At 42.5% G+C, this 17,123-nt stretch carries 15 protein-coding genes and 1 pseudogene; 9 read left to right on the forward strand and 7 right to left on the reverse strand.

Features of this window, described 5'->3' with window-relative positions:
• Window positions 1–44: 44 nt before the first annotated feature.
• On the reverse strand, window positions 45–359 hold the full coding sequence (locus HC246_RS26705) for a chlorophyll A-B binding protein (RefSeq protein WP_211167642.1): 315 nt from the start codon (window positions 357–359) through the stop codon (window positions 45–47).
• A gap of 101 nt (window positions 360–460) precedes the next feature.
• On the opposite strand from HC246_RS26705, the gene HC246_RS07235 reads away from it, so the two are divergent.
• Window positions 461–1,939: a serine/threonine-protein kinase gene (locus HC246_RS07235; RefSeq protein ID WP_169362800.1), complete on the forward strand. Its 1,479-nt coding sequence runs from the start codon at window positions 461–463 to the stop codon at window positions 1,937–1,939.
• A gap of 26 nt (window positions 1,940–1,965) precedes the next feature.
• Here HC246_RS07235 and HC246_RS07240 read toward each other — a convergent pair whose 3' ends face one another.
• Together HC246_RS07240 and HC246_RS07245 are read right to left on the reverse strand one after the other, a co-directional pair.
• Window positions 1,966–2,109 (reverse strand): hypothetical protein, encoded by a 144-nt coding sequence (locus HC246_RS07240; protein WP_169362801.1) that lies wholly within the window; start codon window positions 2,107–2,109, stop codon window positions 1,966–1,968.
• A complete protein-coding gene (locus HC246_RS07245; protein WP_169362802.1) occupies window positions 2,081–3,340 on the reverse strand; it encodes an IS1096 element passenger TnpR family protein in 1,260 nt (419 codons plus the stop codon). The genes HC246_RS07240 and HC246_RS07245 overlap by 29 nt, the downstream gene beginning before the upstream one ends.
• 111 nt (window positions 3,341–3,451) lie before the next feature.
• Here HC246_RS07245 and HC246_RS07250 point away from each other — a divergent pair.
• Window positions 3,452–4,494 (forward strand): annotated as a pseudogene (locus HC246_RS07250) (IS630 family transposase).
• 49 nt (window positions 4,495–4,543) lie between these two features.
• Here the strand turns inward: HC246_RS07250 and HC246_RS07255 are convergent.
• Window positions 4,544–5,776 (reverse strand): response regulator, encoded by a 1,233-nt coding sequence (locus HC246_RS07255; protein ID WP_169362803.1) that lies wholly within the window; start codon window positions 5,774–5,776, stop codon window positions 4,544–4,546.
• Between the two features lie 824 nt (window positions 5,777–6,600).
• Between HC246_RS07255 and HC246_RS07260 the strand changes: the two genes are divergently transcribed.
• The 4 genes from HC246_RS07260 (at window position 6,601) to HC246_RS07275 (ending at window position 10,953) form a co-directional block, all read left to right on the forward strand.
• Window positions 6,601–8,313 (forward strand): DUF3352 domain-containing protein, encoded by a 1,713-nt coding sequence (locus HC246_RS07260; RefSeq protein ID WP_169362804.1) that lies wholly within the window; start codon window positions 6,601–6,603, stop codon window positions 8,311–8,313.
• 397 nt (window positions 8,314–8,710) lie between these two features.
• Complete coding sequence (locus HC246_RS07265) at window positions 8,711–9,427, forward strand: DUF3386 domain-containing protein (protein WP_169362805.1); 717 nt, start codon at window positions 8,711–8,713, stop codon at window positions 9,425–9,427.
• A gap of 154 nt (window positions 9,428–9,581) precedes the next feature.
• Window positions 9,582–10,388: a hypothetical protein gene (locus HC246_RS07270; RefSeq protein ID WP_169362806.1), complete on the forward strand. Its 807-nt coding sequence runs from the start codon at window positions 9,582–9,584 to the stop codon at window positions 10,386–10,388.
• A gap of 280 nt (window positions 10,389–10,668) precedes the next feature.
• Window positions 10,669–10,953: a hypothetical protein gene (locus tag HC246_RS07275; protein ID WP_169362807.1), complete on the forward strand. Its 285-nt coding sequence runs from the start codon at window positions 10,669–10,671 to the stop codon at window positions 10,951–10,953.
• Window positions 10,954–11,146: 193 nt separating this feature from the next.
• Here HC246_RS07275 and HC246_RS07280 read toward each other — a convergent pair whose 3' ends face one another.
• Window positions 11,147–13,039, reverse strand: coding sequence for an AAA family ATPase (locus HC246_RS07280; RefSeq protein WP_169362808.1), 1,893 nt, complete (start codon window positions 13,037–13,039; stop codon window positions 11,147–11,149).
• Between the two features lie 376 nt (window positions 13,040–13,415).
• Between HC246_RS07280 and HC246_RS07285 the strand changes: the two genes are divergently transcribed.
• Entirely contained in the window at window positions 13,416–13,850 is a 435-nt protein-coding gene (locus tag HC246_RS07285; RefSeq protein WP_169362809.1) for a gamma-glutamylcyclotransferase family protein, read from the forward strand.
• A gap of 155 nt (window positions 13,851–14,005) precedes the next feature.
• Here HC246_RS07285 and xseB read toward each other — a convergent pair whose 3' ends face one another.
• Window positions 14,006–14,221, reverse strand: a complete 216-nt coding sequence (xseB, locus tag HC246_RS07290) for an exodeoxyribonuclease VII small subunit (RefSeq protein WP_169362810.1) — start codon at window positions 14,219–14,221, stop codon at window positions 14,006–14,008.
• Window positions 14,205–15,431: an exodeoxyribonuclease VII large subunit gene (gene xseA / locus HC246_RS07295; protein ID WP_169362811.1), complete on the reverse strand. Its 1,227-nt coding sequence runs from the start codon at window positions 15,429–15,431 to the stop codon at window positions 14,205–14,207. Before xseA ends, xseB begins: the two co-directional genes overlap by 17 nt.
• A 77-nt stretch (window positions 15,432–15,508) precedes the next feature.
• Here xseA and HC246_RS07300 point away from each other — a divergent pair, with 77 nt between their 5' ends.
• Together HC246_RS07300 and HC246_RS07305 are read left to right on the forward strand one after the other, a co-directional pair.
• The gene (locus HC246_RS07300) at window positions 15,509–15,886 is read left to right on the forward strand and encodes a hypothetical protein (protein ID WP_169362812.1); all 378 of its coding nucleotides are present in this window, start codon (window positions 15,509–15,511) and stop codon (window positions 15,884–15,886) included.
• A 410-nt stretch (window positions 15,887–16,296) separates the two neighbouring features.
• Window positions 16,297–16,737 (forward strand): RrF2 family transcriptional regulator, encoded by a 441-nt coding sequence (locus HC246_RS07305; protein WP_169362813.1) that lies wholly within the window; start codon window positions 16,297–16,299, stop codon window positions 16,735–16,737.
• Window positions 16,738–17,123: the final 386 nt, after the last annotated feature.

The following is a 17,123-nucleotide window of genomic DNA, read 5'->3' on the forward strand; positions in this document are numbered from 1 at the left end:
GGTTTATATATTTCAGTAAAAGTAGCAATAGCTAGCTATAACTACTATGCGTCTTTAGTGGCTTTGACTGCGTAGTAGCCTAGCAATGTCGCAATGGTGAAACCAGTAAAGAATAGGGCAAACAAAACGCTGATGCCGCCTGTAATACCGACTTGGGCGAGAATACCTTTACCTGTAATTACCTCATTCGCAAAACCAGCGACTAAGCCAATCATTGCCATGCGTCCGTTCCAAGTTTCGGCAAAGTTACTGAAACCAAATACGCCTGCCCCTGTAGGATTTACATTAAGACCGACTGGGGTAACTGCTTCGGAAGTATCGTTATCGCTAATTGGGGTCTTGGTTGGTGTAGATACCATGATGAATTGCTTTCCTACAGAAGTTGAGTGAGTGCTAACTTTATATTAATTAACTAAACTTTACATTTTCTGTAAACAAATGTAAATCTACCGTCGGAAATATGCCCTACTGCCTCAACCCTAGCTGTCAGAAGCCGAACAATCCTGAAGGATGCAGATTTTGCATGAATTGCGGTAAAAATTTGCAACTTAAGGGTTTATACGAGGCGATCGCTTTAATTGGGCAGGGTGGAATGGGGCGGACTTTTCGAGCAGTTGATCTTGGACGGTTGGGGCAACCCTGCGCGATCAAGCAATTTTTGCCGCAATTTCGAGAACCACAGTTAATGGAAAAAGCGATCGCCCTTTTTGAAAGTGAAGCTGCCCAACTCAAAGCCCTTGGTTCGCATCCGCAGATCCCCGAATTAATCGCCTATTTTGAAGAAGATGGATGTCTCTATTTAGTCCAAGAACTCATCGAAGGCGAAAATCTCTATAACGAGTTGCAGAGTCAAGGCATCTTTAGCGAAACCAAGATTTATCAACTCCTAGCAGATATTCTGCCCGTTCTCCAATTTATCCATGATCGCCAAGTCATCCATCGCGATATTAAGCCAGACAATATTGTTAGGAAAAACTCAATTACGAATTACGAATTACGAATTACGAATTACGAATTACCAGTGCCTAGCCTTGTCCTAGTCGATTTCGGTGCGGCTAAAGCTTTTACTATGGATACTGCGAGTCGCACAGGGACTCTAATCGGGAGTGCGGAATATGTGGCTCCAGAACAAGCGAGAGGTAAGGCTGTGCCTCAAAGTGATCTTTATAGTTTGGGAGTGACTTGTATTCATTTATTAACGGGGATTTCGCCTTTTGATCTGTATGACGATGTTAGTGATCGCTGGATTTGGCGCGAAAAGCTACAAGCTCCTATTTCTAGTCATTTGGCAAATATTCTCGATCGCCTCTTAGCCAGAGCAATTGCCAATCGTTATCGTTCTGCGAATGAGGTATTGCAAGATCTGCGATCTTTAAATCTATCTTCAACTAATGCGATCACTCCTCGTGCTAGTTCCTATATTCAAAGTTATTCTCAAGCCTATACCCAAATTAAACAACTTCAAGAATTACTCAGTTTAGGGCAATGGCAAGAAGGCGATCGCCTTACAAATAAAATCATTTTGGCACTAGCGAATAAACATAAAATCGCTGAACTTACTGCCGATGATATTGATAATATTGCCTGTGATGTTTGGATGGCGATCGATCAAGCATGGATGGAGTTTAGTAATCAGCACTTTGGCTGGAGTACTCAAAAACAAATTTGGAAGAGTATCGGTGGCAGGTTGATTTATGAAGAATCTACCTATTGGGAATTTGCCAATATCTATGAGAAGTTTAGCGATCGCGTCGGGTGGCGCAGACCACGCTGGCTCAATCTCGGCCTGTCTCCAAAGATCTGGCGCAAATATGAAAATCTGATCTTTGCGATCACAGCTCCACGCGGACATTTGCCGAGCCTATTTTTTTGGGAAGGTTTTAATTTAGTAGATATAGTGCTTTATCGCCTAGAGATATGTCGCCAAAGCAGATCATGAATTGCCCCTGCTTTACCAATCAGCCACTAGTAGTCATCATCATCAGAATATTGCGCTGGAGCTTTACCTTTTTGCTCAATTACCTTAGGCTGTTTGAGCTTAGGATTAGGTTCTTCAATACTTTCTAAGACCACATTAAATTTACCACCAATCGCCAAAATCAAACACATAGGTAATGCGATCGCCAATATTAATTTGCCAGTCTCTCAGCAAAATCTCATCGGTAAAGCCATCATCTTCACCATGTTGAGTATAAGGATGATAAATACTCTTTTGAAAGCCTTGACGATCTTTGTAGGTAAATTGATGGAGATGATCGTTATCAAAATCAAAGGATTCGAGAATTGCGGAACTAAAATCATAGAGTGTGAGATGAGAAGGAATTGCAATCTTGCACCAGATCGTCTCGGTAGAAAATTTATCCCTAGATTTTGGAATATGGATTTGGAGGGATACTTTGAAGATGAAGATCCCATTGCGAGCTTCAGGCTCAGGTAGCTGCAAATTATTCTCCCATTCAGGAAATAAATCGAGGGCTTGAAATTCCTCTTGCAAAATTTCGGTGGGAGTTGATTGCTGCATGACAATATCTAAGTTGAGGTTTTGGTTAGTCTCTTCTGCTAACAGTTCTAAAAACTCATTATCCGATTCACCAATCAGTCCCTTTTTCCAATTAGTTTTACTCAACAATTCCATAATTACCTTCCCAAACGGTAAAGCCTTGACCTTGATTATCCTCCATCCTTTACCTAATAAGGGAGCCGCATCTTCTAGTTCTACAAATCCAAACAAATCTAATAAGGCAAGATTATGGAGCTTCAGGCGGCTCAACCATTCGTTGTTTTTAGTACCCTCTGTAAAGTCTAAATCCTCTTTTTGTAACTGATCCCAAGTATTAAACACATAGAACCATTCAGGGAAAGTTCGTCTCGTATCTTCCATGATGTCTTCACTGGCATAATAAATCCATGTGGCAAGTAGATTGAAATATTTCTCAATCGCGCTTAATCTCTGCCATGAGTTTAAAACTTGAGAATCAATGCGTAATATATTCTTCTTTTTGTCTAGTTGTACCTGCGCGATCGCTGAAGCCCTCAAAAGCAAATAAAGTCCATGGATATAGGGATAAGACTTCTGGCTCGGACGCTGAAAATCGATAGTGATGGGGTGACTGAGACGACTGTTAAGATCGGCAAGATATTTGGGAGCGATCGCATGTTGATTTGCACTCACTTCAACTTTGTGCAGTTGCAAAAACTCAATCATTGCTTCAAAATCTTGCACAATTGCACTTGGCTGATTTGCAGAAAAAGTCTGTTGTCTCAACAACTGCTGCGCCAACAGGGATAAAGGTTCTTTATTAGAACTATCCTTGGGGAAGAGATACAGTAAATTCAGCATATCAGTTGCTATCTAGGGTGATAGGACTAAAGATGACAATATACCTTGACAGGGGGTAGACTTTATTTTTCATAAGAGTAAAGATGGAAGAAACGTTAACTTTTCTCCAAGATGCTCCGAATAACATTTACCAAGGAAGAAATAGATGCGCTGCATTACGAAAGATTCCATCATCCGCATCCACGAGTGCAGAGAAAAATGGAAGCACTATACCTAAAAAGCCAGAAATACGCGCACAAGGAAATTACACAACTGCTAAGAATCAGTGAACCGACACTGTTGAACTATTTACGAGATTATAAAGAAGGTGGGATAAGCAAACTGAAAGAACTGACCTTTAATCGCCCCCAGAGTGAACTAAAACAGCATCAAGAAAGTTTAGAGATATATTTTCGAGAACATCCACCTAAAACGCTGGCTCATGCAGCAGCAAAAATTACTGAGTTGACAGGGATTGTCCGTAGTCGAGAACAGGTGCGTCATTTCCTGAAATCGATGGGAATGAGTTGTCGTCGAGTGGGGCTAATACCTGCAAAGGCTGACCCAGCAGCACAAGAGGAATTTCTTAAAAAAAACTAGAACCGCGCTTAGAGGAAGCTAAATCTGGACAAAGAGCCGTTTTCTTTGTTGATGCTGCTCACTTTGTCCTTGGAGCCTATTTAGGCTTTTTGTGGTGTTTTGAACGCTTGTTTCTTAAATCTGGGTCGGGAAGGCAGCGTTTTAATGTCCTCGGTGCACTTAATGCTGTTACTCATGAGTTGATTACTGTGACTAATGATTCTTACATCAATGCTCAAAGTGTTTGTGACTTACTCCACAAACTTGCGGCTTTGGGTTTGACTATACCCATTACTCTTGTCTTGGATAATGCTCGTTATCAAAAGTGTGTTTTAGTTTTTGAGTTGGCTCAGTCATTAAATATCGAGCTTCTTTATTTGACTACTTACTCTCCAAACTTAAACTTGATTGAGCGTCTTTGGAAATTTGTGAAGAAACAGTGTCTCTACTCCGTCTATTACCCTGATTTTGATTCTTTCAAGTTTGCTATTGCTTCTTGCCTTGAGAATTCCCGCACTACTCATAAAGCAGCTTTGGATTCTTTATTGACTTTGCGCTTTCAGTCTTTTGATAATGTTAAGTCTATTCCCTGTTAAGGTATATCTTGGTTTAGGGTTGAACGCAAATCACTCTAACTCTAAAACCTTAACTGGGTAAATCATCAATAAAGACTTTCTCTTCAGGCTCAGATTTAGCATTCAGTAGATATCTCTTGATCTGCTCACCAATTTTTTCATTACCTGATGTCTTGGAGATAAAGGCTGTAGCACCAACAAAATGGGATCTGATCCGATCAATGAGGGAATCATTACTGGTCAGGATTAAAATCGGTGTGTCCTTAAACTCTGGAATACGGCGAATTTGGGCACAAAGTTCATAACCACCGACAATGGGCATGATCAAGTCCAAAATAATCATTTCAGGCTTATGTTCAATCAGTAGAGGTAAGACCTTGATTGATTCCTTAATTCCTAAGAAGCCAAAGCCAAAGCCTGTAACAATCTGCTCAATTGTCGCGCATACTTGATTGCTATCATCCACACAGGCAATGAGGGGACGAGACAAAATGGATTGCTCTTGTCTTTTTTCTGGCAACTGTTGTGTAGATTCAGGGCTAGACTCTCTATTGGGCGCGATCGCAGGAATAGGGGCTTGGATATCAGCAACTTCGGCTAGTCCAATCAGACCTCGATGGTAATAGACCATGAGCGACTGGACGAGAGTGAGTAAATCCTTTTTCATCCATGTCGATAACTCTCGTAGCGATCGCCGACCATCAAGGATCGTAATTAAAGTTTTATAGGTTAGTTCTGATGCTTCTTCTTTAAGTTGTTCAGGACGCTTAATCCAAGGCGACAGATTTGGCGAAAAGTCAGCAATGCCTAATTTACGCCATGTAATCCAATCTTCGTGAGCCTGCTCAATGGCATGTTCAGCATGGATTAAAGCAATCACAGGTGTAATTTCATCTTCAAAATCACAGTAATAGGTGATTCTTTCGTTTGCCGCACATTGGATGATATCGAATAGCACCTCATGAACGAAGCTTTCAATAATTGGCGAGATTTGCTCACGAGATAAGACCATCCGCTTCATGAGGATCACCAGCACATGGTAGTCCCATAGTCTAATTTCCTCAGCAGTACGCAGAGAGATTTTGTTAAAGTCGATTTGTAATTTATATTGCCCCATTAACCGCCGCCAACGTCGATGGTTATGGACACCCCCAGAAGCCCATACCAATCTGCCATGGCAATAGTAAATACTCCATTTATATTCTTTGACACTGTGAAGTTCTAGTTTGCCAGTAAATTGTTTTCGTCCATAGCCACGTAATTGCTCAACAAGGCTATAAACAGCTAGGTTATCTGTATCCATTTGCCATCCATGCGTCTTAGAAATTAATTTTTCTAGTGAGAAGGATCGAAAAGTTGACTTTTAATTTTAAAAATTATGAAATCAGGCGATCGCAAAATTTTTACTAACTGAGCAAAAAATTAATTGTTGGTGAATTAATTCCTCAATATCAAAATCAACATAAAGCATATAACAATAAACTACGAAATTAGAAGGCTAAGGCTTTACCTTAAAGGCTATAACAGTTTTTTAATGTATAAATTCTGGTCTATAGGACATTGCATTGAATTAAAAATTCAGAGAAATTTTTGAAAGTGCACCGAAGCTATGGTTTCAAAAATTCCTCTGTACTACTTCAAGGTTATATATAGCAATCCTAAATGGTTTGAGGAAGCGCACCCCAAAGGGGTGCGCTTCCTCAAACCATTTAGGGGCTTGACGAGAAAAAAGGTACCACCGAGTTTGTAAGGCTTCGACTTCGCTCAGCCAACGTTGGCTGAGCGAAGTCGAAGCCTTAGGTACTTTAATTAATCGCAAGTCCCTGCACCGCCACTCATCTTTTGCGTTTAAAATTGCATGGTTATACAAACAAAAATCTATCTCAGTCAGATTTTTGAGCTTTTATTTGTTTAAATCTGCATATTGTTATACCGCCCACTATGCGAGCGGTATAACAATATATGGGTTAGTTGATAACGATGCTGAGCTACTTAAGTCAAATAAAAGCTGCAATACTACAACAAGTCGATATTTAGATCGCCTGTACCCAATTCTGTAGTATCTTGATGGAGACTTGGCGCTCTTCTATTTTAATGTCTTGCAACTTTTAGGTTTATTCCATACCAATGTCGAAGTCATCTAGAATCAACAAATCTGCACAAAAAAAACAATCGACGCTGATGTATATAGGCATCGGAGCTGCTGTAGTTGCCGCAGGAGCAGGGGGAGCCTATTTCTATTTTGCTCAGCGATCGCAAGCAACGAAAGGGATTTTAGGAGCGGCGGCAGTGATCCCCCAAGAAGCACAGGTGGTTATGGCATTTAACACCAAATCTGAGCCTTGGAATAAGTTGGCTCAGTTTGGTACACCAGCTTCCCAAAAGCTACTGGGTGAAGGAATTACCAAGTCACCGCTAAATTCTTTATTAGTGCAAAGTAAGACTGAATATAGCCGTGATGTTCAGCCTTGGCTAGAAGGCTATATTATGACTGCACTCGTTCCCAATGCTGCCCAGCCCCAAGCACCTGCGGCAACCTTGGTGATTGCCCCAACTCGCGATCGCAGTAAGTCCGAAGCCTTTTTATCAAAATATCGTGAAGCTTTGACCCAACAAGGGGCAAGATTTAGCCCCAAGCAGTACAAAGATGTCACCTATTATGAGTCCCCAACCCGTGATCCCAACAACAGTGTGGTCACAGCAGATATTGGCGGGCAATATGTAGCGATCGCCACAAGTCCTAACTTAATTCAACAGGCGATCGATACTTACAAAGGTAGCAATCCTTCCCTCGCCAAGAAACCCATCTTTGCCAAAATCTACGGCTCAGCGAATCAGACTAAAATTGCTGAACCATTGCTACAGGTTTATCTCGATGGACAAGTAGCTCTCGAATTTATTGGTTCTCAAGCAAAGCTGAATTTGAATGAATCCGCTATCACTCAGTCTCGACGAGAACTGGATGCGATGACCCTCACTGGTGGTACACAAAAGGAAGGTTTACGCTTTGAGATTAATACTTATCTCAAGAATGACAATTCCAATCCATTAGTTAATAACGAAGCGAAAGTTCTCAATCTCTTGCCACAGGAAACTTTTCTATTAGTTTCAGGTGTAAACCTCTATCAATCTTGGCAGTCGCTAGTTGCTCAAGCGAAGGGAAATGCTAGTTCATCCCAACTGATTGATCAGATTCGTAAAGGGGTTAAAGATGCAACGAAGCTAGATCTTGATCAAGATATTCTCAAATGGATGAATGGTGAGTTTGCGATCGCGGCAATTCCCAATAATCAAGGTATCCTCGTTAGCCCCGGGTTTGGTTTTGTAGCGATCGCTCAAGCTAGCGATCAGAATGCTGCCCAAACTGCTCTCGACAAAATTGATAAAGCGGCTCAGTCTTCGAGTGGACTATTACCCAAAGGTGTTGAGTTAAAGCAAAAACAAATTGGCGATAAATCTGTAGTCACTTGGGCGATCGCCAATACTAATGTCGCAACCCGTGGCACTTTAGATAACAATTTTGTCTTCTGGTCAATGGGTGATCTCGCCGATACCTTTGTACCAAAGCCTGCGAATAGCTTACCCGCAAGCAGTCCTTTCCAAATCCTCACAACTGGGCTTCCCAAATCCAACGGTGGTTATTTCTATTTGAATATGACCACAGCTCTAACCCTCGCTGATCGACTATTACCTCCCGAAGTCAAGTCCAATCCTAACTTTACCGAAGTTCGGGCAGTTCTTGATGCGATTAACGGTATTGCGGTGACTTCCACTAATGTGGACTCTAAAACCACCCGTTTAGACTTCCTATTCACACTTAAACCCACCCCCGGAAATTAGATAGAAGTTATTCCAAAGAATGGAAAAGCCATTCTTTGGAAATTTATCGAAACCTAAAGAGCGATTTGTATATTACTTTCTTATTCCCTCTCCTGCGGGAGAGGGTCTAGGGGTGAGGGCTTTACAGCCTTCCACGTAACACTAGTTACTTAGGGACTTGCTAATAATTAAAGTACCTGTGGCTTCGACTTCGCTCAGCCAACGTTAGCTGAGCGAAGTCGAAGCTAGATCACTTTGGTGGGACATTTTTTATCCGCAAGTCCCTTAAGTCAAAATAAAAACTCAAAGCTTTGACTAGGATTGATTTGTGGTTATCAAATAAGTCAATACTTATTTGATAACCGCTATATGAACTATGTGGGTAAGATATAAGAAACTTCAACACTTTTAACAAAAAATGGTTACAACAGCATCAGATACTAAATTCGATACTAAGGCTCGCGATTTATTTCAGGCAGCTTATGAAAATCGATATACATGGGATAGTAACTTCCCAGGACTGACCGCTAATGTATCGGTAGCGATCGATGGCGTGGCTCGCACTGGTAAAGCCCGCATCAATGGCGATTTAACTGTGGAAGTGAGTATGGATGAGCCACAATTGGTTGAACGTACCAGCCGCACTCCTAGTGGCGAAGAAAAGACCGTATCCGTTGATGAAGGTCAAGAATGGCTCTACAACCAACTGCGGGATGTCGTCACCCATCGCAAACGTAAAACCTTTGAAGAAGCTCATGGTAAGTCCAGCTTTGCCTTTGGTGAAACCGATGATTCAGGGGCTGTGGAAATTTTGGTAACTGGTGACTCGATGGGATCGAATTACAAGGTACGTGGTAATGAGATCTCGATGGTAAGTCGCGTGATGGGTAGAATTGGCTTTGTGATTAATCACCTTGGTCATTTAGATACGGGTGAAGGCTACATTTCTTCACTCTATACTGCGGTTTTCCGTAATCCTATGAATGATGAAATCGTCCGTCAAGCTCGCTTTGAAGATATCTACGAAAAGGTGGGCAATTACTATGTGATGACCAAGCAGGTTGTTCAATCCAATGAGCAAGGCAAAACCAAGAACTATGAAATCATCTTTAGTGATATTCAGCTATTAGGCTAGAGTCACACCTTGGAAATTTGCAAATTTGGGTAATGCAACAAAGAACATAAAGTAACCAATTTTTTGTGGTATTGCAAAAAGCCGCACCACAAAAAATTGGATTATTTCTAAATCACTTTTTGCATTACCATCACAATGATAAATAGCTAAATTTATGAGAGCTGATCTGGAGCGGTTATTAATTTCTGAAGCAGAACTTTTGGAATTGACTGGTTTTGATCGCCAAAAGATTTTGCAATCACATCAGTTGACTCCGCGACAGATCATGATCCATCGGGCGATCGCCTTTGGGGTTGGCGCGATCGCTTTTGCCTTATTTGCGAGTATTTTTTTGCCTGCATTACGGTTAGCAGGAACCATCTTTCTGATTAGCCTATTATTAGGAGCCTTGGGTGTAGCAATTGAATTTGCGGAAGTTACGGTTGTCTGCTTTGGGATTGCCTTAGCCTCGGCGATTTACTCCCTATATGTCCTCATGAGTGCACCCTTAGGGTTGATTTGCCTTTGTTTGATTTTAGCGATCGCTAGTGGAGTTTTGGCTTGGTTTTTAATTAAGTGGATTGATCAGAGGTGGAAAGAGTCAAAACAATCGACATGGCAAATTCCGCGAGTTGTGATGCGTCTATTTGCAGAAGTGGATAAATGCAATAAGGCGGTGCGGGATATTGATGTGTTTGACCAATTGCAGGAGGCTGGCAATACCATTAAGCTAGAGTCGCGTGAATCCGCGATCGCAGCTTTACGCATGACGCGGAATGATATAGTCAGAGCTTTGAAAACTGAACGGATATTACGAGAACATCCTGATTTTCATCCCGACCACTTTGATATTGATTTAACTGCGTTTGAATCAATGCAGATGGGAGCACAGGCTCAGGAATATGGGCGAATTTTTGATACTACCTTGCAAATCGCGATCGATGTTCAGAAAACTATGGCTGAATTGCAGAATGTGATTTAGACGCAACAATAACTTTTTGAGAGAAGAGTTGCTACGCAACTCTTCTCTCAAAAAGTTATTGTTGCCAGCTTAGCCTGAACTGATGCTAAGTTAATGCAAATGGCGCAAAATTGTAAAAAGCACTTTGTGCTTTTTACAATTTTGCGCTTTCATCGAACTGATGTTAAGTTATATTAAACTGGATAGAGATGCAGCATGTATTGATAGGTGGGGCGCTGCATGGCATTCATCCTAATCCCAAACTTCGATTATCTTTCGTCATCTCATTAGGTAAATATTTATGAATAATCAACAAAACGATCGCTTAGAAGAAAGTGAACTATTTAGATTAGGGGGGAAAAAGTCAAACTTTGTAATTTTGCCTGCTGAAATTAAATATAAGCACATTAAGGTAGATGATTTTGATAAGCCTGTTGCCGCGATTAGCTATAACGGTTTTACTTACAGCCTATTTCGTACCAGCTTTGACTGGAATGAAGTAGAAAAAATAACTAATCGTCTCTCGGCTGCTTATGTGATTACAAGCATCAAAAAAGGCTGGGCAATTTGGGTATTTGAATATTAATGCTTAATCGAGTTCGGGATAATTTAAAACGGTCTTTGAGAGAGGGTTTGCGACGCAACCCCTCTCTCAAAGACCAAAAGTAAAAGCCTTGCATAGCAAGGCTTTTACTTTTGGTCTTATAAAATTTGCAAGTTTACCTCGAAGTGATGCTAATTCTCAAAGGGCGCAATGCGCCCTTTGAGAATTAGTTCTGTTAATTACGTTGTTCGAGAAGTTCTGTAAAAGCTTGTTCAAAATCTACATTCGTAATCCGTAAATTTTCGACTAGATTGGAAGCATCACACTGATGACGACGAATCGCAAAAATCGCAGCACGGTTACTTAAGAAGGCAAGATCAGCTCCATTCCAATTTTCTGTGCGTTCTGCCCAGATTCCTAAATCTAAATGAGCGTCAAGGGGGCGATCGCGATTATGCACTTCCAAAATCGACCGACGACTATCGGTGTCAGGTAAATCCACCATCATATGCAGTTCAATGCGCCCCGATCGCAGTAATGCAGGATCAATGAAATCACGGCGATTAGTTGCCCCTATTACGAGTAGTCCCTCTGCTGATTGCAAGCCATCGAGTTCTGTGAGTAATTGACCGATGACACGATCGCTCACACCACTATCGCCTTGATAGCTACCTCGCGCAGGGGCAAGGGTATCGATCTCATCAATAAAAATCACACAGGGAGAAGCCTGTCTTGCTTGCGCGAATAGTTGGCGGATCGATTGTTCGGATGCTCCCACCCATTTAGTGAGTAACTCAGAACCTGCAACGGAAATGAAGTTCGCTTGGGCTTGGGTAGCGATCGCCTTTGCGAGCAGCGTCTTGCCTGTGCCGGGAGGACCATAAAGCAGCACACCGCGTGGAGCCTTGGCACGAGTATGGGCATAGAGGGCAGGATCGACCAAGGCTCCCGCCACCGCTTCTTGGAGAGTCTGTTTCACCTTGGCGAGTCCACCAATCTCTGCCCATAGGACTTTAGGAACTTGAATCTGGAGCGATCGCAAGACGGCAGGTTGGACTTGCTTGAGTGCAACTTCAAAATCTTCGCGATTCACATCTAGATTCTCAGGAATATCCGCCACACTTGCGACCTGTCGCCGCAGTGCATTAGTCGCGGCAACTTGACATAGCCCCTTAATATCGGCTCCCACATAACCATAGGCGCGATCGGCAATATCATCTAAATCCACATCACTAGTCACAGGCATTGATCGCGTATGGATTTCTAGAATTTCGCGACGAGCTTTGCGATCGGGGATGGGGAATATAATCTCGCGATCAAAGCGCCCTGGACGACGTAAGGCAGGATCGATCGCATCGGGGCGATTAGTTGCGGCTAAGACGATCACTCCCTTAGTTTCCGCAAATCCATCCATTAAGCCGAGTAACTGTGCGACCAGTCTTTTTTCAACCTCTCCTTCCACATTAGACCGATTGGGAACGAGGGCATCAATTTCATCGATAAAGATCAAACAGGGAGCAGATTTCGATGCCTTCTCGAAAACCTGTCTCAAGCGAGTTTCGGCTTCACCATAGTATTTACTAATAATCTCAGGACCAACGATCGCAATGTAATTTACGCCCAAAACATTTGCTAGCGATCGCGCTGTGAGGGTTTTACCTGTACCGGGGGGGCCAACTAGTAGCACGCCTTTGGGTGGTTCTAGTCCTAACTTAGCGAGTACATCAGGGCGCTTGAGAGGAATTTCTACTAAATCTCGTAACTGCGCTAAGGTATCACCTAAGCCGCCCACTAATTCAGCGATCGCTTGGGGCTTATTTTTGGTAGCAATATCTTGAGGTGGTTCAGGTTTGACGACATCAGGAGATGTGACTTCGCGCTCGCCTCCTGATACAGTGGTTACACGCGATCGGGGAATATTACCGCGTCGGGGAATGCTGGATAGGGGGCGCGAGGTGACATTGACCTCAGTATGAATTTCGCCTGCTTTTTGCTTTTCATCTAACTTTTGCGCCAGATCGATGAGTTGATCAAGATTGAGCAACTGTTTGACATCATCCACTAGAGATTCCAAGCCTTCGACTTTAAAGGCAAATTTGTCCTTAAAACTATCTTTGTCATTACTCATCGAGGCTGGTTCCTATTGCTAATCTTCTGGGCGGCGATTACATTCTATGTTATAGCGCTTTTCAATCAGAGGTAGCTTTTCTCGCCTAAGTCGGAAAAGCTAGGGACTTGCCATTAATTAAAGTACCTGTGGCTGCGACTCCGCTCAGCCAACGTTAGCTGAGCGAAGTCGAAGCTAGATAACTTTGGTGGGACATTTTTTATCCGCAAGTCCCCTACCCCTGATCTAGATTCTAACTTTGATGTAGAGGCGATCGCATCAGCATAAAGTAGAAACAGCTTGCAGCTTCGCTCAACCAACAAGAACTAAGGATTTATTGTGGTAAGTATGGGCGGCGCAAAGCGCCGCCCATACTTACCTACCTAGTGAAACATTTATGACTAATAATTCAGATACGGCTCTTTGTAATGTTTTTGTCTACGGAACTCTCAAGCCCCATGAGTCTAACTATGCAGCATATTGTGCAGGTAAAGCGATCGCACAGCAACAGGCGATCGCCTATGGAGAATTATTTGCCCTGCCGATGGGATATCCTGCGATGATTAGTGGTCATTCTCCTGTTAAGGGCTATTTACTCTCATTCCCTGATACCAGTATTTTGGAATCTCTGGATGAGTTAGAAGATTATCAAAGTACGCGCCCTGATTCTGAAAATTTATATAATCGATATGAGATAGAAGTTTTTGATTTGGAGAGAAATTCTCTAGGTTTAGCATGGGCTTACTTTATGACATTAGAGAAAGTCATTACATTTGGTGGTATTGCTCAACTTGATGGATATTGGAGTGGGATATATAGTTGCTTTAAATAACTTGTAGAGGGGCTTCGACTTCGCTCAGCCATCGGTGTAAGCTAGCTGAGCGAAGTTGAAGCTGTAGTTTTTATTTGAATTATCTATATATAAATGAATGACTCAGAGCATGATGGGTTAACTGGATTGAAGAATTGCCAATCTCTGCAAAAATGCTAGGAATTCTGAATCAACGTAACTTTCTGTTCGGCTTTTTCTAGATATTCACGGCAATACTGCGATCGCTGCATTCCTTCTTCATAGAGCGCTAACATTTCATCGAGAGCCGCTTCCCCATCATCGAGAATTTCCACGATTTCTTCGAGGCGTTGCATTTGTTCCTCAAAGGAGAGATCTTCTAGATTTTTTTTGACATCATTCAGGTCGGTCATATGCTTTCTCGATTACTTGCTCGATGCTAACTTGGGCGATTTCAGAACTTCTCACGATTTCCACTTTAGCAAATGTCCCCGCAAATTCTGAGAGAGATTGATCATTAGTCAGTAAGCGATCGCCTACTTTTAATAGCGCAAAACCACGATGTAATGGAGATAGGGGATGTAGCGATCGCAAATGGGCAGTAATACGATCGAGTTTGGTCGAGGATTGGCGGAGATGGCGGATTAAAGACTTTTGCATTGATTGCTCGGCTTCGTCTAACTGTTGAGCGCGATCATGGAGGCGATCACTAAAGTTTTGGAGAGCATAGCTATTAGTGAGGGAATTTAACCTTTGACGATAATTTTGCATTTCTTGCTGCACGCTACGAGTAAGGCTATTTTCCCAAAAGTCAAGCTGTTGCAAGAGCGTATCGCGATCGCATTGAGACACAATTTCCGCCGCCGCCGTCGGTGTTGCTGCTCGTAAATCGGCGACAAAATCAGCGATCGTGAAATCCGTTTCATGCCCCACTGCGGAAATAATGGGAATGCGCGAATGATAAATAGCTTCAGCGACAGGCAAAGTATTAAATGCCCAGAGATCTTCGATGGAACCACCACCACGCCCCACAATCAAAACATCAGCATCGGTATTTTGCAAAGTGGCGATCGCCCCAGCAATTTCATCGGGAGCAGTTTCGCCTTGGACAGTGGCAGGACATAGATAAATCTGACAATGGGGCGATCGCCTATTTAATGTGCTGAGAATATCTTGAATTACGGCTCCTGTCGGGGAAGTGACGACACCAATTTTGAGGGGCAAGCTGGGAATATCGCGTTTGTGTTCAGGATCAAAATAGCCACGTTCTGCTAATTCTTCCTTAAGTGCGGCAAAGGCTAGATATAAATCACCCTCACCTGCGGCAGTCATGCGATCGCAATCGATTTGATAGCGACCCCGTGGGGCATATACCGTTAATCGCCCTTGTACGACGACCTGCATTCCATTTTTAGGACGAAAGGATAAACTGCGGCTTGCCCACATCACACAGTCGATCTGAGCGGACTCATCCTTAAGGGTAAAATAGCGATGTCCCGAAGCAGCCGTCGTGAAGCCTGAAATTTCCCCCGTCACGCGCACAATGCCAATTTCTTCGCGCAACAAAAGCGTAATTGCCTGCGTCAAATTAGCTACTGTCATCGCATTTTTAGAACTACCCATATAACCCACTGCTCATCCTGCGATCGCCTAATATGAAAACTCTTTCCAAATACTTTTTTAAATCTCTGACCTATTCTATGCTGCTCCTTGGAGTCTTGCCAGCCGCAGTCCAAGCGCAAGCCCAAGCTGACCTGCAAGGAAACTACTTTAGAAATGAAACAATGGTGCAGGCAGCTAGTAGAGATTCTAAGCTATCGGCTGGATCGCTCTGGCTAGTGAGGGTTGATGGGCTAAACTGTAGGCGATCGGCAAGTCTTAGTAGTGACGTAGTGCGTACCTATGCGTCAGGCTCATTGCTGGAGGTAGAGGTTTATCGCGGCGGCTCCGATGAAGTTTTAATTAATCCGATTGATCGCAATGGAAGACCTTGGATGCCAGTCCGTGGGACAAGAAGCGAAGATGTCTGTTTTGTCCGCGCTAATAGTCGCTATATTCAGCCATTTACCCCTAGATAGTTAGGCTCTTGCGGATAAAAAATGTCCCACCAAAGTGATCTAGCTTCGACTTCGCTCAGCTAACGTTGGCTGAGCGGAGTCGAAGCCACAGGTACTTTAATTAATAGCAAGTCCCTAGAACTATAGCAATGTAAGTTTTGCTTAATAAGTGAAGGCGGCACGAAGTGCCGCCTTCACTTATTTGGGTTTTGATTTGTCCTAGCTATCTCTTACATTGCTATATTTTGAAACAAGGCGCGTCGTGCCTTGCTTCAAAATAGCAATTAAATCCAGAATTTACAGTGTTATGCCGTAGTATCATAGAATGCAGTAGTTGAAGATCGCTTAACATTTTTTGTTATCGATTACAACCACATAAATTTTAAATAAGCCTTAAAAAACACCTTCAAAAATAAGAGTTATAGACAGTTGTGGAACTTTCTTTAAAGAGTGAATATGCAATCTTGGCTATGCTGGAGCTAGCGAATCATTTTGCGATCGATCAGCCTCTCCAGATTCGTCAAATCGCTAACCAACAAAATATTCCCGATCGCTATTTAGAGCAGTTACTTGCCACACTCAAGCGTCAGGGACTTGTCAAAAGTCAGCGTGGCTCAAAAGGGGGATATATCTTAGCGCGTGAGCCTTGGGAAATTAGCTTATTGGAAATTATTCAGGGCATCGAAGGTTACGATCCGATCACGGAAAACAATAGCAAATCAGGGCAAGAGAGTGCGTCTCTGTCAGTAATTCGTGAAGCGTGGGAGGCTGCTCAAAAGGCGGCTTCTCATGTTTTAGATAGCTGTACATTGAAGGATCTCTGCGATCGCCAACGCCAACGCCAAATCGCCACCACGATGTATTACATATAAACATATAAATAGTTAGGGAAGGGCAGTGCTTCCTTAACTATTTAATAATTTTGAAGGCATGGCTAAGCCATGCCTTCAAAATTTCTATGGGTTTCTCACAAAGCAATCAATCTTTTTGCAGAGGATCTAGTATGTATAGGATAGGGTAAATTAAAGATAGGTGGGAATAGGAAAATAAATGCTAGTCACGTCTTTGTTACTAGTAATACTCGTAATAGCGATCGCAATATGCAATTTATCTGTAGTTAAGTTCAACTTCAAAAACTTTGCTGCGAAATAACTACTTTAGTTTGTAAATGACTACTCATTGGCAAGCTACGGTGTACTTAGAATTATTTCAATGTATTGATTTACAGATGAATTTGTATGTCAATCAATATTAGACA

Origin of the sequence: Pseudanabaena yagii GIHE-NHR1 (assembly GCF_012863495.1) — a bacterium.
Taxonomy (GTDB): Bacteria; Cyanobacteriota; Cyanobacteriia; order Pseudanabaenales; family Pseudanabaenaceae; genus Pseudanabaena; species Pseudanabaena yagii.

What these genes read in the sequence shown, in the direction of transcription:
- HC246_RS07255 (WP_169362803.1), bottom strand. Translation starts at nt 5,776, where the DNA reads ATGGATACAGATAACCTAGCTGTTTATAGCCTTGTTGAGCAATTACGT.
- HC246_RS07260 (WP_169362804.1), top strand. Translation starts at nt 6,601, where the DNA reads ATGTCGAAGTCATCTAGAATCAACAAATCTGCACAAAAAAAACAATCG.
- HC246_RS07270 (WP_169362806.1), top strand. Translation starts at nt 9,582, where the DNA reads ATGAGAGCTGATCTGGAGCGGTTATTAATTTCTGAAGCAGAACTTTTG.
- HC246_RS07280 (WP_169362808.1), bottom strand. Translation starts at nt 13,039, where the DNA reads ATGAGTAATGACAAAGATAGTTTTAAGGACAAATTTGCCTTTAAAGTC.
- HC246_RS07275 (WP_169362807.1), top strand. Translation starts at nt 10,669, where the DNA reads ATGAATAATCAACAAAACGATCGCTTAGAAGAAAGTGAACTATTTAGA.
- HC246_RS07265 (WP_169362805.1), top strand. Translation starts at nt 8,711, where the DNA reads ATGGTTACAACAGCATCAGATACTAAATTCGATACTAAGGCTCGCGAT.
- HC246_RS07240 (WP_169362801.1), bottom strand. Translation starts at nt 2,109, where the DNA reads ATGTGTTTGATTTTGGCGATTGGTGGTAAATTTAATGTGGTCTTAGAA.
- xseA (WP_169362811.1), bottom strand. Translation starts at nt 15,431, where the DNA reads ATGGGTAGTTCTAAAAATGCGATGACAGTAGCTAATTTGACGCAGGCA.
- HC246_RS07235 (WP_169362800.1), top strand. Translation starts at nt 461, where the DNA reads ATGCCCTACTGCCTCAACCCTAGCTGTCAGAAGCCGAACAATCCTGAA.
- HC246_RS07245 (WP_169362802.1), bottom strand. Translation starts at nt 3,340, where the DNA reads ATGCTGAATTTACTGTATCTCTTCCCCAAGGATAGTTCTAATAAAGAA.
- HC246_RS07285 (WP_169362809.1), top strand. Translation starts at nt 13,416, where the DNA reads ATGACTAATAATTCAGATACGGCTCTTTGTAATGTTTTTGTCTACGGA.
- HC246_RS07300 (WP_169362812.1), top strand. Translation starts at nt 15,509, where the DNA reads ATGCTGCTCCTTGGAGTCTTGCCAGCCGCAGTCCAAGCGCAAGCCCAA.
- xseB (WP_169362810.1), bottom strand. Translation starts at nt 14,221, where the DNA reads ATGACCGACCTGAATGATGTCAAAAAAAATCTAGAAGATCTCTCCTTT.
- HC246_RS26705 (WP_211167642.1), bottom strand. Translation starts at nt 359, where the DNA reads ATGGTATCTACACCAACCAAGACCCCAATTAGCGATAACGATACTTCC.